The following is a 14420-nucleotide window of genomic DNA, read 5'->3' as shown; positions in this document are numbered from 1 at the left end:
AGTGCGTATTACGGCCAAAAGAGTCACCCAATCTGATCTGGAAAGGCTAGGTAGTCAATAGCGAGTAGCGACTTCCTTTGTGCTAATTTCAGCCGCTCAAACAAGGTATTTTGAGATGCTTGACCGTCTCAGTTCGGCCAATAGCTGCCATCTGAATTTGCATTGGCACCCTCTCCGCAAACTCAAAAAAAGACCGCACATGGCGGTCTTGAAAGGGAGTTACAACTTGTTACTTAATAACCATCAAGGTAAATGGATATACATAGGCCTGAAGTGTTACAAAAATACCTACTAAACATGCAAGGGCAACAGAGTGGAAGAATACGTACCGCAAAATATCGCCTTCATGATTGAACCAACGAGTAGCTGTAGAGGCAACAACAATTGACTGAGCATCAATCATCTTGCCCATTACACCACCCGAACTATTAGCTGCACCCATTAAGTTAGGGCTTAATCCAATCTGTTCGGCTGCAACCTTTTGCATTCCGCCAAAGAGCACGTTTGATGCTGTATCGGAGCCAGTAAGGGCAACACCCATCCACCCCATCAAAGTGCCAAAGAATGGGTAGAACATACCTGTGGCCGCAAATGCTAAGCCTAGCGTTGTATCCAGGCCTGAGTAGCGTGTCAACGTGCCAAGACCTAGCATCAAAACGATGGTGATTAATGAGTAGCGTACTAACCAGAAGGTTCTGACATAACTTGTGACCAAAGTAATTGGGTTGTATTTCATCAATAGGCCACCCAGAATTGCGGAGAATAAAATTCCAGTTCCGGTAGCAGACAAGAGATTCAATACATAAACTGCAGACTCTTTAGTGGGCTTGGTGACTACGGGAGCAATCTTCTCAACCATTAAATGTAGACCTTCGATCGGAAACTTAGGTGCAAAGATGGTATTTAAGTAATTCTTAACATCCGGCAAGCCCCAAATAAAGACGAAGACAGTCAAAATACACCAAGGCATCCATGCGCGAATAACATCAGCACGTGGGTGAACGGTGGGGATGGTTGGAGTAATCGATACGCCACCATCAGTTTCGCGTCCTTTAAGGGATGTAGATCTCCAAATTTCTTTTGGTTTCCAAACTTTTAGGAACATTACCAAAGATGCCATGGAAACGATAGCAGCAATTACGTCCACCAATTCTGGCCCAATGTAATTTGATACCAAGAATTGAGCGATTGCGAATGTTGCACCAGTTACTAGAATGGCTGGCCAGATTTGCATCATTCCTTTTCTGCCGGCAAAAGCCCAGATCAACCAGAAAGGAACAATCAGCGAAAATAGTGGAAGTTGACGACCAACCATTGCTGAGATTTCCATTAAATCGTAGTCATGGACCTTGGCTAAGGTAATGATTGGTGTGCCAAGTGCTCCAAAAGCAACTGGGGCTGTGTTGGCGATCAACGATAAGCCAGATGCAGCAAGTGGGGAGAATCCTAATCCAATCAGAATAGCGGCTGTTACTGCAACTGGTGTGCCAAAGCCTGCAGCACCTTCAAAGAAAGCTCCGAAAGCAAATGCAATTAAAAGTAATTGCAAGCGTCGATCTTCAGTGATGCCTGCAATAGAGTCTTGCAGAACCTTGAAGGAGCCGTTTTGTTCGGTGAGTTGGTGTAGATAAATAATGTTTAGAACAATCCAGCCAATCGGGAGTAAGCCTGTTAGGCCTCCCATCAGAGCGGCCTTACCTGCCATCTCTCCAGGCATTCCATAAACAAATACCGCAACTATGATTGCGCTTAATAAGCCTGCACCTGCAGCTATATGCGCTTTTAAATGTAAAAATCCCAATCCAACCAACATGACGACAACAGGAATAGCCGCAAGAAGGGTGGATAGGATCATATTCCCTAGCGGGTCATAAATTTGTTGCCAAACCATGATGATCTCCTTAAATAATTTCTAAAAATAAAACTAGTTTTGAATCCTATTCTCCTGATTGTGATTCAGGCTCTAGGGCTAATACCTAAAAACTCATCAAACTATTCACCTGGTTGGTGAATAGGTTTAACTTCCTTCCGACTTGATACTTTTGATATCAACTGATCTACGATCTCAATCCAGTGAAGAACCGGTGTATCTTGCTGTTGCAGATGGGTGATGCAACCAATGTTTCCAGAAACAATCACTTGAGCACCAGACTCTTCGCAAGCGGCATTCAAGTGGGTGAGTTTGTTCTTGCGTAATTGCTCTGATAGCTCAGGTTGAGTAACAGAGTAAGTTCCCGCTGAGCCACAGCACAGATGACTATCAGCACAGAGGCGAACGCCAATACCAATCCCAGCCAAAAGACCTTCTACCTTGCCTCGAATTTGTTGACCATGTTGCAATGTGCAGGGCGGGTGATAGACCACGCCAGATTTGGGTTCAGTACCAACTAAAGCAATAAGCTCTTCCTGAAGTGTTGGCAAGATTTCAGAAATGTCTTTTGTGAGATCGGAAATCTTCTTTGCCTTAGCAGCGTATTGTGGATCGTTCGCAAATAGATGCCCATAGTCTTTGACCATGACACCACAGCCAGAAGCGGTCATCACAATGGCTTCTGCACCTTGCTCAACTAGCGGCCACCAGGCATCGATGTTCTGCTTTGCGTTGTCCAATCCACCCGCCTGATCATTGAGGTGGTAGCGTAGGGCGCCACAGCAGGTCGCATTGGGGGCGCTAATTAATTCAATCTTGAGTGCATCTAGGACGCGTGCTGTCGCAGAGTTGATATTTGGCAGCATGCCTGGTTGCACGCAACCCTCGAGCAATAGCATCTTGCGAGAGTGACTTGCTTGTGGTCTGGCGTAAGGATCAGTGTTGCTTGATAGAACTTTATTTTTTGCTTCTGGAATCTTGCGCTGGATACCACTGGGCATCAATGGGCGAACCAGACGACCAATTGCCATAGCAGAATTAAATAACTTAGGGCTCGTTAAACCTTCTTTGAGTGCCCAGCGCGTGAGGCGCTGACCAATGGGGCGTTCAGGAGTATTTTCTTCTGCCCACTTGCGGCCGATATCCACTAAGTTACCGTATTGCACACCGCTTGGGCAAGTGCTTTCGCAATTGCGGCAAGTCAGGCAGCGATCTAAATGCAAGCGTGTTTTTTCGGTAGGAGCTTGGCCTTCAGCGATTTGTTTGATGAGGTAGATACGACCACGTGGGCCATCGAGTTCGTCACCTAGAATTTGATAGGTAGGGCAGGTAGCAGTGCAGAAGCCGCAGTGCACACATTTTCCAAGAATTCTGGCAGCCTCAATACCTTCAGGGGTATTGGCAAATTGGGGGGCGAGTTGAGTTTGCATATAAAGAGTTAAGGAAGGCGTGAAGTAGCAAATACGCCTGAAGGATCAAAGGCGGCTCGTAGGCGTGCTTGTACTGCCTCTAAAGCAGTTGAGTGCGCTTGCTCACTCAGAAGGGTAAAACGTTGTTTGCTTGGATCCACGTGAGTGCCCTGCTTAAAACGAGTGGCATGGCCTCCATTTGCGTTAGCTAAAGCTTTAATGGATGCAAAAGTAGCAACGTCACTAGGTGCTATAAACCAGCGTTGTTGCCCATGCCATTCCAATACGAGATCGTCGCCGATATTTTCTAGAGCGAGTGGTCCACAGGCAGCTGGAAGCGCTAGGCGATAGAGGGTGTCGTCACCCTTCAGATTAGCGAACGCCGGTAGTTCTTGTTCACGCAACTGATTCCAGAAGGTCTGGGCAGTGCCAGAGTCTAATTCTGTTGCATTAACTGCCGCGCCCATTAGAGGAATCGCCGCCTTAACAGCAGCAGCTGCGCCCGCTAAGCGAATAGTGAGTTCCCCGTCACCACCCTTGGAATTTCCAATCCAGCAACTGGCTGATAAAGGAAGAGGCTGTCCAGCCCACTCATTTAATAGTTGTAGTGCGCGTGCTTGAGTAATGTTGCAACGAAGAGAAGTTGTAGCGGCTGCTCGCGGCAGAACTTTTACTGAGGCTTCGAGCAATAGTGACAAGGTTCCCATAGATCCAGGTAGCAAACGAGAAACATCATAGCCCGCAACGTTCTTCATCACCTTCCCGCCAAAGGACAAATCTTGACCTTGACCATCCATAATGCGTGCGCCTAAAACAAAGTCACGCAAATTACCGACACTAATACGACCTGGCCCAGCTAGACCTGCAGCAATCGCACCACCAAAAGTCGCGTTCTCACCAAAATGCGGTGGCTCAAATGCGAGTACTTGGTTTTTTTCAGCGAGGGCTGCTTCAATTTCTTTTAAAGGTGTGCCAGTACGGGCTGTAATCACGAGCTCTTCCGGTTGGTATTCCAAGATCCCGGAGTAAGTACGAGCATCTAATTTGGCATAAGAGTTGGCATTGCCATACCAAGACTTCGTACCGCCACCTTCAATCGACAAAGGTGTTTTGTTTTTAGCTGCAGCCAGAATTTGATCGCGGAATAAATTGATATTCATGTTTGATGTGGACATTAGAAGCGCTCCAACTCTGGATGCGGTAAATTGCCGCCACTAATACGCATACGGCCATACTCGGCGCAGCGATTTAAAGTCGGAATAGCTTTATCGGGATTGAGGAGTTTTTCTGGGTCAAATGCGGCTTTAACGCCCCAAAACATTTCTCGCTCACCCTCACCAAATTGAACACACATCGAATTAATCTTTTCAATACCAACGCCATGCTCACCAGTAATCGTGCCATCAAGCTCAACACAGGCTTCTAAGATTTCAGTACCAAATTCTTCTGCGCGATGCCACTCTTCTTGATCAGCGCCGTTAAATAAAATGAGGGGATGCATATTACCGTCGCCCGCATGAAATACATTCAAACAGGCGAGACCATATTTCTTTTCCATACCCTGAATGCGTTTGAGTAGGGTGGCAATATTTCTGCGGGGGATCGTGCCATCCATGCAGTAGTAGTCTGGTGCCAAGCGTCCAGCTGCTGGGAATGCATTCTTTCGGCCGCTCCAAAACTTGAGACGCTCTGCTTCATTTTGAGAAATCTGGATACCGCTAGCGCCTGCTTGTTCGAGAACTTTAGTCATGCGCTCAATTTCTTCTGCTACCTCTTCAGGCGTGCCATCTGACTCACATAGGAGAATGGTCTCAGCTTCAAGGTCATAGCCAGCTCGTACAAATTCCTCTACCGCGCGAGTCGTTGCTTTATCCATCATCTCTAGACCGGCAGGAATAATGCCGGCGGCAATAATGGCGGCCACGGCATTGGCACCTTTTTCTATATCGTCAAAGCTAGCCATGATGACGCGTGCCAACTTCGGCTTAGCAATTAATCTAACAGTGACTTCAGTCACTACTGCGAGCATGCCTTCGCTGCCCATGACGATGGCAAGTAAATCTAGACCGGGGGCGTCAGGCGCGAGACTGCCAAATTCCACAATTTCGCCGTTCATCAAAATGCCGCGAACCTTTAATACGTTGTGAAGCGTGAGTCCATATTTGAGGCAATGCACACCACCAGAGTTTTCATTCACATTGCCGCCAATAGAACAGGCAATCTGGGATGATGGATCTGGCGCGTAATAGAGGCCAAGATGGGCAACTGCTTCAGAGATGGCTAAATTTCGTACGCCCGGTTGCACCACCGCAGTTCTGGTGAAGGGGTCAATTCTGATGATCTTTTTGAGCTTAGCTAGTGAGAGCACTAAACCCTGAGAAATAGGCATAGCACCGCCAGATAGTCCCGTGCCAGATCCGCGTGGGACGATGGGCACTTGCATCTCAAAGCAAACCTTCAGAATCTGGGCAACCTGCTCCTCGGTCTCCGGCAGGGCAACTGCCAGTGGCATGCGTCGATAGGCTGCAAGACCATCACATTCATAGGGAATTGTGTCCTCAGGCTCCCATAGCAAGGCATGCTCTGGGAGGATGGGTTGCAGGGCCGATACCAGTAATGATTGCTTGCTCAAGAGAGCAGCGGTCACTAGATCTAGATTGTCAGCAGTTGTCGATGAAATTTCCATTTGCTCACTTTACGAAGAAAGGAACAAGTAGAGGGTGGAAGATTTACATGATGATGGTGAATTTAATTCACCATTGCTGGAGGGTTAACCAATTCACAAAAGATTGAATTTCTGGGAACTGCTTATTTGGGTTTTTGACGATGTAATAGTTATGAGGAGAGGCTGATTCAATATCAATCAGTTTAATAATTTGTCCTGTACCCATTAAAGATCTGACCATTCTTGGTCTTACTAAACCAACCCCCATATCGGCCACTACCGCCTCAATGAGTAATCCTAAATCATTAAATTGTGGACCCACATCAGGCTCCTTCCAATCTAGGTCGGCAGCATCAAACCAAGGCTTCCATGGTTCTAGTGGACTCCTTAACAACACTAGATCCTTGAGATCCCTTGGTTTTTGTATTGGGTTGAAGATTGATGAGCCTCCAATTTTCTGAAAGTAATTCCTGCTGCAGGCAGGTACGCAAGGCTCGGCAATAAGCGTCGTGACTTCAAAACCAGGATAGTTGCCATCTCCAAAACGAATTTCAATATCAACTTCCTCGGCATTGACGTCCATCAAAGGTATCTGGATATGTAATTCAATATCAATCTCTGGATGGAGCCTAGTAAATTCACTAAGTTTTGGTAGGAGATGTTGTCTGCCAAAGGTAGGTGGTGTTGCGATGCGTAACCTGGTCTTCTTAGCCTTAAATTCAGGTCTTGCAAGGGTGTTAAGTGAATTAAGTGATTCTTTTACTTCTCGTAAGTATCTTGCCCCAGCGGTAGTAAGTCGCAGTTGATTGCCGGTACGATTAAAAAGCTCGATACCCCATAATTCTTCTAAGTTTTTAATACGATGAGAAATAGCAGAGGGTGTAAGAGCTAGCTCTTCTGAGGCTCTTGCAAAGCTACTATGGCGAGCTATCGCCTCAAATGCAATTAGTAGATGTAGCGGGGGGATTCGATTGAATTGATTGATCATAATCAATGTATTCCATTAGCCCCTAGGCGGGGGAATCTCTACCGTGTAGATTTTTTTAAGGTGGCTAATAAATTCTTTAACTTTGGTTGGAACGATTCTTTGATGTGGGTATACCGCCATGATGTTGTACCCTGGGATGCTAAATTCATCTAAAACTGTAACTAGTTTTCCGCTGAGCAATTCATCTTGCACTTCCCATGTGGATCTCCAAACGAGCCCAAGACCATCAATTGCCCAGTTTTTTAATATCTCCCCATCGTTGCAATCGATTGCACCGTGGGTTTTTACCTGAAAAGGAATATTGCTCTCTTGAAAGTGCCAGGCATTAGAAGAGGTATCTCTGTAATTGAGAGCCAAGCACTCATGATTGAGCAAGTCTTTAGGGTGTTTGGGTATCCCCATCTTTTTCAGATAGCTTGGACTAGCACAAACAACGCGCTTATTGACTGCAAGTTCCGTAGCTACAAGGTTTGGATCGATACTTCCGCCGATGCGAATGGAGAGATCATAACCTTCTTGAACGAAGCCCAATACCTTGTCGGTGAAGTTAAAGGAGAGTTTAACTTTTGGATGCTGCGTTAGAAATGAAGTGGCATGTGGAGCAATATGAATTCGTCCAAAAGCAGCAGGTGCTGTGATATTGAGATAGCCAGAGACTTCTCGTGGTCCTGATGACACGCTATCTTCTACTTGATCCCATTCTTTAGTTAATCTTCGACAGTCTTCTAAAAAAGCAATACCCACATCTGTGAACTTAATTGATCTTGTGCTGCGGTGCAATAGCTTAACCCCAAGTCTTCGCTCAAGCGAGTCTAAACGCCTGCTAATGACTGCTGGAGTGACATTTTCCTGAACTGCTGCTTTCGCAAGACTGCCAAAATCAGCAACCAGAATTAGTGCCTTCGCCTCTCTGAATTTATCCATTCGATACTTTTTTTAAGTATTCAGTTGATTAAAGCATTGTCGATGTTTTCAAAAAGTATACCTATGATTCAAACCTAATAGAACTTTTAATGGAGATCGATATGGCAAAGATGCGAGCAATTGATGCGGCGGTATTGGTGATGGAGAAAGAGGGCGTTGACCAAGCGTTCGGAGTGCCGGGTGCCGCAATTAACCCTATGTATTCTGCCTTAAAAAAGCATGGTGGGATAAGTCATATTCTTGCCCGACACGTTGAAGGCGCCTCTCATATGGCTGAAGGATATACCAGAGCAAAGGCTGGCAATATCGGTGTTTGTATTGGTACATCTGGGCCAGCTGGTACCGACATGATTACAGGCTTGTACTCTGCGAGCGCTGACTCAATTCCAATTTTATGTATTACAGGACAGGCTCCTAGAGCGCGCTTGTATAAGGAAGATTTCCAGGCGGTTGATATTGAATCGATCGCGAAGCCTGTTACTAAATGGGCGGTCACAGTACGTGAACCAGGCTTAGTACCTCGTGCATTCCAGCAAGCTTTCCACTTAATGCGCTCAGCAAGACCTGGGCCTGTCTTAATCGATCTTCCAATTGATGTGCAGTTGGCAGAGATTGAGTTCGATATCGATACATACGAGCCATTGCCGGGTTATAAGCCACACGCATCACGTAAACAAATCGAAAAAGCAATCGATATGTTGATGACTGCTGATAAGCCATTGATTGTTGCTGGTGGTGGAATTATCAATGCTGATGCTTCAGATCTACTGGTTGAGTTTGCTGAAATCACTGGAATTCCAGTAATCCCAACTCTAATGGGCTGGGGAACCATTCCCGATGATCATCACTTGATGGCGGGTATGTGTGGCTTGCAAACCAGCCATCGTTATGGAAATGCGTCGATGCTCGCTAGTGATTTTGTAATCGGCATCGGCAATCGCTGGGCAAATCGTCATACAGGTTCAGTAGAAACTTATACCAAAGGTCGTCGTTTTGTTCATATAGATATTGAGCCGACACAAATTGGCCGTGTATTTACACCAGATTTAGGGATAGCCTCTGATGCTGGATCTGCATTAAAGCTGTTAGTGGAAGTTGCTAAAGAAAGAAAGGCAAAAGGTCAGCTGAAAGATTTTAAAGAGTGGGCGGATCGTTGTGCCGATCGCAAGAAAATGATGTTGCGGAAGAGTCACTTTGACAATATCCCAGTTAAACCACAAAGGGTTTACGAGGAAATGAATAAGGCATTCCCACGCGATACGATTTTTGTTTCCACTATTGGCTTATCTCAAATTGCAGGAGCTCAGTTCTTGCATGTATATGGCCCAAGAAATTGGATTAACTGCGGACAAGCAGGTCCACTTGGTTGGACGATACCTGCGGCGCTAGGGGTGGTTGCCTCTGATCCAACAAGAACCGTTGTTGGCCTCTCTGGGGATTACGATTTCCAATTTTTGATTGAAGAGTTAGCTGTTGGCGCCCAATTTAAGCTGCCATACGTACATGTACTGGTTAACAACAGTTATCTTGGTTTGATTCGTCAAGCACAGCGTGGTTTTGATATGGACTACTGCGTTCAGTTAGCTTTTGAAAACCAAAACGTTGAAGATCCGAATCTAAAAGGGTATGGAGTTGACCATCAGGCAGTTATTGAAGGTTTAGGTTGCAAAACTTTACGCGTAACAGATCCAGCCAAGATTCAAGATGCCTTGGTGCAAGCCCAAAAAATGGCTCGTGAGTTTAGTGTTCCAGTAGTTGTTGAGGTGATCCTAGAGAAGGTGACCAATATCGCCATGGGCACAGAAATTGACAACATCATGGAATTTGAAGAGATTGACTGCAAGCATCCAGAAGGTATTAAGGGGCTTGAGCTGGCTGGCTTGCTTGATTAAGGAGACGACATGATTAAGTTATCAGCCAATTTATCGATGCTCTTTACTGAGGACTCATTTTTGCGCCGCTTTAAACGCGCAGCAGACAATGGATTTGCAGCGGTTGAATTTCTTTTCCCCTATGAATACAAGGTAGAAGAGATACAAGAAAAGCTAAAACAATTCCACATAAAAATTGTTTTACATAACCTTCCAGCAGGAAATTGGGAATCTGGTGAACGTGGAATAGCTTGTATTCCTAGCCGCGTTGATGAATTTAAGAAAGGTGTAGATCTTGCAATTGAGTACGCGAATGCTCTGGGCGTTAATCAATTGAACTGTCTGTCGGGAATTAAGCCAGAAAATATCAGCGATGAGGATGCGGAAAATACACTCATTAGTAATTTACAGTACGCCGCAGAAAAATTGAAGGCTGCCAAAATTAAGTTATTGGTTGAGCCAATCAATAACTATGACATCCCAGGCTTTATTTTAAATTCGACCAAAAAAGCTATCAGAATTATGGATGCGGTAGATAGTGACAATATTTATTTGCAATATGACATCTATCATGCGCAACGTATGGAAGGCGAATTATTAGGAAATATTACAAAGTATTTTGATCGCATTGCTCATATTCAGATAGCTGATAACCCAGGAAGAAATGAACCTGGCACCGGTGAAATCAATTACAGAAATATCTTTAAGTCTTTAAATAAACTCAATTATCAAGGTTGGGTAGGATGCGAATACAAGCCCGCCAAAGAAACGGTCTTAGGGCTTGTTTGGGTTGATACACACGGTCTACATCAGCAGTAATAAAAAATAAAAAAGGATAAAACATGAAAGAGAAAATTGGCTTTATCGGCTTAGGGATCATGGGCACGCCTATGGCCTTGAATTTACTAAAGGGTGGCCACGAGCTTAACGTATTTGACTTTAAAGCCCCATCCAAGGAGCTATTGAATGCAGGTGCAGAAGTTTGCAAAAGCTCAGAAGATGTAACAGCAAAATCAAACATCATCATTACGATGGTCCCAGATACCCCCCATGTTGAGGCAGTCTTATTTGGTGAAAATGGTATCGCTCAGAGTCTGAAGTCTGAGGCTAAAGGAAAAATCATTGTTGATATGAGCTCTATTTCACCAATGGCTACCAAAGAGTTTGCTAAAAAGATTAATGAAATTGGAGCTACCTATCTCGATGCGCCAGTCTCTGGTGGCGAAGTTGGAGCAAAAGCTGCAAGTTTGACCATCATGGTTGGTGGCTCACAATCAGATTTCGATCGCGTTAAACCATTATTTGAGTTGATGGGCAAGAACATTACTTTGGTTGGTGGTAATGGTGATGGTCAAACAACTAAAGTAGCGAATCAAATTATTGTGGCCCTGAATATTCAGGCTGTATCAGAGGCATTGTTATTTGCTTCTAAAGCTGGTGCAAACCCAGCCAAAGTGAGAGAAGCTCTCATGGGGGGATTTGCTTCTTCAAGAATACTTGAGGTCCATGGCGAGAGAATTGTTAAGAGAACATTCGAGCCGGGATTTAGAATTGAGCTTCACCAGAAAGATCTGAATTTAGCTCTTCAGGGCGCTAAACAGCTCAATATTTCTCTGCCAAATACGGCGACTACCCAAGAACTCATGAATGCATGTGCTGCGAATGGTTTAAGCAATATGGATCATTCAGCATTGTGCAGAGCCATTGAGATTATGTCCAATCATCAGATTGCAAACTAAGTAAGAGCAATATGAACTCAAACTCAGCACAGAATTTATTAAAAGAACTCTTTGCTGTTGCGGTGAAGGCGGCAAGTCCAGATTTTATGAAATTCTCGAACTTGTTTCCTGATCCACCTAAGGGTAAAGTTGTCGTAGTAGGTGCTGGCAAAGCAGCCGCATCAATGGCTAGGTCATTTGAGCAAGCGGCTAAAGTCCTATGGCCGGAGAATGAATACCAAAAAATCTCCGGGCTGGTGATTACGCGCTATCAGCATGGTCTAGAGTGCGAGAAAATTGAAGTCGTTGAAGCGTCTCATCCGGTTCCTGATGAGGCTGGAGAACAAGCGGCTCATCAGATCATTCAAAGAGTAAGTGGGTTAACTGAGGATGATTTAGTAGTTTGCTTGATTTCAGGGGGAGGGTCAGCATTGTTGACCGTACCAGCCGATGGCATTGGCTTGGATGAAAAAAAGGATATCAATAAGCAATTGCTATCTTGCGGAGCATCTATTTCCGAAATCAATTGTGTGCGCAAGCACCTATCCAAAATTAAAGGTGGCCGTTTTGCCCAATTTTGTTCTCCAGCTAGGGTGGTAACCTTTGTTATCTCCGATGTGCCGGGTGACGATCCTAGTGTTATTGCTAGTGGACCTACTTTGCCAGATGAGACTACCTGTCGAGATGCATTGGAAATCATCAAAAAGTACAGCATTCAATTGCCAATGAGGATTTTAAATAGCCTTGCTAATGGCGAATTAGAGACGCCTAAAAAAACGAATCCTATCTTTAGTAATGTTGCAAAACCTGTAGTGATGAGTACTGCAAAGCAATCGTTGGAAGCGGCTAAAGACTTTGCGGAGAAACAGGGAATTAACTCTGTAGTGTTATCTGACTCTATAGAGGGTGAGGCTAGAGAAGTTGGCAGGGTATTAGGTGCAATTGCCTTAGGTTTATCAAATATAGATACAAAAGCCTTTGCTAAGCCTTTGCTCCTATTAAGTGGCGGTGAAACAACCGTCATAGTCAAAGGGGGTGGTAGGGGTGGACGTAATGCTGAGTTTCTGTTGAGCCTTACAGAATCATTACATGGCGATAAGAGAATTTATGCGCTTGCCGCTGACACCGATGGTATTGATGGCTCTGAAGATAATGCGGGCGCAATTGCAACCCCTGAGACTATCGATTTAGCAAATCGAAGAGGCATTTCAATCAAAGACTATATGGCGCGTAATGATGCCTACACGTATTTTCAACAAGTAGATGCCCTGATTAAAACTGGACCAACCAGAACGAATGTAAATGATTTCAGGGCAATTTTAATTTTAGAAAGCTAATCATGCGTAAAGCAAAAATAGTGGCAACTTTAGGGCCTTCAAGTAGCACCGCAAAAGAAATAGAAAGTCTGGTAACAGCAGGGGCAGACGTCTTTCGCCTGAATTTTAGTCATGGTACTCATGATGATCATAAGTTGCGCTATCAAACTATTCGTAAGGTGGAGGAAAAGCTTAAGAAACCCTTGGCTATTCTGGCCGACCTTCAGGGCCCAAAACTTAGGGTGGGAACATTTACGCAAGTATCAGTTACGCTCAAACAGGGCCAATCATTTACTTTGGATAGTAAAGTCAAGCCAGGCAACTCTCAAAGAGTATGCCTTCCCCACCCTGAATTATTTAAAGTGGTGGCTAAAGGGCAAAACTTGCTGATTGACGATGGTAAAGTGCAACTAAAGGTAACTGGTTCCACCAAAACAGAGATTAAAACAGAGGTAGTTGTGGGCGGTACGATTTCAAATCGTAAAGGCGTCAATGTTCCTGATGCGATCTTGCCCATTAAAGCTTTGACCGCTAAAGACAAAATTGACTTGGAATTTGCATTGTCATTAGGCGTCGACTGGATTGCATTATCTTTTGTACAGCGTGCTGAAGATATCCATGAGGCTCGCCATCTTGTCAAGGGTAGGGCATGGATTATGTCTAAGCTGGAAAAACCAGCCGCATTAAAAAGTTTAGATGCCATTATTCAGGCTTCTGACGGTGTGATGGTTGCACGTGGGGATCTAGGAGTTGAGTTACCGCCAGAGAAGGTGCCGCAGGCGCAGAAAAATATCATTACTCTTTCTAAAAAATATGGGCGACCAGTTGTTGTAGCTACTCAAATGCTGGAATCGATGATAAACACCCCTGTGCCGACGCGTGCTGAAGCTTCGGATGTGGCGCACGCAATTTATGATGGAGCTGATGCAGTGATGCTTTCTGCTGAATCGGCTAGCGGAAAATATCCAGTTGAGGCAGTCACAATGATGGATAAAATAGTTAGCGAAGTAGAGCAAGACCCTAACTACTCCAAAACAAATGCAGCCGATGCGCGGTTACTGGGGGCAAAAGTCCTGAATGAGGCTGATGCAATCTGCGGTGCCTTAAGGGATGTGGCTCAAGCAATAAATGCTGCAGCTATCGTTACATACACTAGTGGAGGCTATACCAGTCTTAGAGCAGCAAGACAGCGTCCTGATACTAATATATTGAGCATTACTCCTAATATCAGTACTGCTAGACGTTTATGTATGGTCTGGGGGGTGCGCTCAGTCATTGGTGCTGAATCTAAAAACATTGAAGAAATGGAGAGGCTGGCAATTGATACCTGCCTAGATATGGGCTTTAAGGCTAAGAAAAAGATTGCAATCAGTGCTGGCATTCCCTTTGGTAAGCCAGGATCAACTAATCTTTTGAAAATCGCAGAGCTAAAACGATGAGCGCCATTGTTGACATCATCGGTAGAGAAGTTTTAGATTCACGCGGCAACCCAACAGTTGAGTGCGATGCATTGCTAGAGTCTGGCGTTATGGGGCGTGCTGCAGTGCCTTCAGGGGCTTCCACGGGTTCACGTGAGGCAATTGAGCTTCGCGATGGAGATAAAGAACGTTACTTGGGTAAAGGCGTTCTGAAGGCTGTTCAAAATATTAATATCGAGAT

Annotated in this window: 11 protein-coding genes and 1 pseudogene; 6 read left to right on the top strand and 6 right to left on the bottom strand. The window is 44.9% G+C overall.

All coding sequences use genetic code 11. From position 1 onward, the window contains the following. Positions 1 to 229 precede the first annotated feature (229 nt). The 6 genes from A2X74_RS10625 to A2X74_RS10600 form a co-directional block, all read right to left on the bottom strand. On the bottom strand, positions 230 to 1891 hold the full coding sequence (locus tag A2X74_RS10625; protein ID WP_293625093.1) for an L-lactate permease: 1662 nt from the start codon (positions 1889 to 1891) through the stop codon (positions 230 to 232). A gap of 101 nt (positions 1892 to 1992) precedes the next feature. After that, entirely contained in the window at positions 1993 to 3300 is a 1308-nt protein-coding gene (glcF, locus tag A2X74_RS10620; RefSeq protein ID WP_293625095.1) for a glycolate oxidase subunit GlcF, read from the bottom strand. A gap of 8 nt (positions 3301 to 3308) precedes the next feature. Next, positions 3309 to 4454 carry a glycolate oxidase subunit GlcE gene (gene glcE, locus A2X74_RS10615; protein WP_293625097.1) on the bottom strand — a complete coding sequence of 382 codons (1146 nt, stop codon included), beginning with the start codon at positions 4452 to 4454 and terminating at the stop codon, positions 3309 to 3311. Then, positions 4454 to 5965, bottom strand: coding sequence for an FAD-linked oxidase C-terminal domain-containing protein (locus A2X74_RS10610; protein WP_293625099.1), 1512 nt, complete (start codon positions 5963 to 5965; stop codon positions 4454 to 4456). Before A2X74_RS10610 ends, glcE begins: the two co-directional genes overlap by 1 nt. Positions 5966 to 6032: 67 nt before the next feature. Next, positions 6033 to 6932 (bottom strand): LysR substrate-binding domain-containing protein, encoded by a 900-nt coding sequence (locus A2X74_RS10605; protein WP_293625101.1) that lies wholly within the window; start codon positions 6930 to 6932, stop codon positions 6033 to 6035. A gap of 15 nt (positions 6933 to 6947) precedes the next feature. Continuing rightward, positions 6948 to 7856, bottom strand: a complete 909-nt coding sequence (locus tag A2X74_RS10600) for a LysR family transcriptional regulator (RefSeq protein WP_293625103.1) — start codon at positions 7854 to 7856, stop codon at positions 6948 to 6950. Positions 7857 to 7957: 101 nt separating this feature from the next. Here A2X74_RS10600 and gcl point away from each other — a divergent pair, with 101 nt between their 5' ends. From gcl to eno, 6 genes and pseudogenes are all read left to right on the top strand, one after another. Beyond that, positions 7958 to 9748: a glyoxylate carboligase gene (gene gcl / locus A2X74_RS10595; protein ID WP_293625105.1), complete on the top strand. Its 1791-nt coding sequence runs from the start codon at positions 7958 to 7960 to the stop codon at positions 9746 to 9748. Positions 9749 to 9757: 9 nt separating this feature from the next. Next, positions 9758 to 10546, top strand: a complete 789-nt coding sequence (gene hyi / locus A2X74_RS10590) for a hydroxypyruvate isomerase (RefSeq protein ID WP_293625107.1) — start codon at positions 9758 to 9760, stop codon at positions 10544 to 10546. A gap of 23 nt (positions 10547 to 10569) precedes the next feature. Continuing rightward, positions 10570 to 11466 (top strand): 2-hydroxy-3-oxopropionate reductase, encoded by an 897-nt coding sequence (gene glxR, locus A2X74_RS10585; RefSeq protein WP_293625109.1) that lies wholly within the window; start codon positions 10570 to 10572, stop codon positions 11464 to 11466. Between the two features lie 11 nt (positions 11467 to 11477). Beyond that, positions 11478 to 12782 (top strand): glycerate kinase, encoded by a 1305-nt coding sequence (locus A2X74_RS10580; RefSeq protein ID WP_293625111.1) that lies wholly within the window; start codon positions 11478 to 11480, stop codon positions 12780 to 12782. A gap of 2 nt (positions 12783 to 12784) precedes the next feature. Next, positions 12785 to 14200, top strand: coding sequence for a pyruvate kinase (pyk, locus tag A2X74_RS10575; protein ID WP_293625113.1), 1416 nt, complete (start codon positions 12785 to 12787; stop codon positions 14198 to 14200). Further along, positions 14197 to 14420 (top strand): annotated as a pseudogene (gene eno / locus A2X74_RS10570) (phosphopyruvate hydratase); the annotation flags it as partial. The gene pyk and the pseudogene eno, both read left to right, overlap by 4 nt.

Source organism: Polynucleobacter sp. GWA2_45_21 (assembly GCF_001830325.1).
Classification (GTDB): domain Bacteria; phylum Pseudomonadota; class Gammaproteobacteria; order Burkholderiales; family Burkholderiaceae; genus Polynucleobacter.
This window is presented reverse-complemented; position numbering and strand designations above follow the sequence as displayed.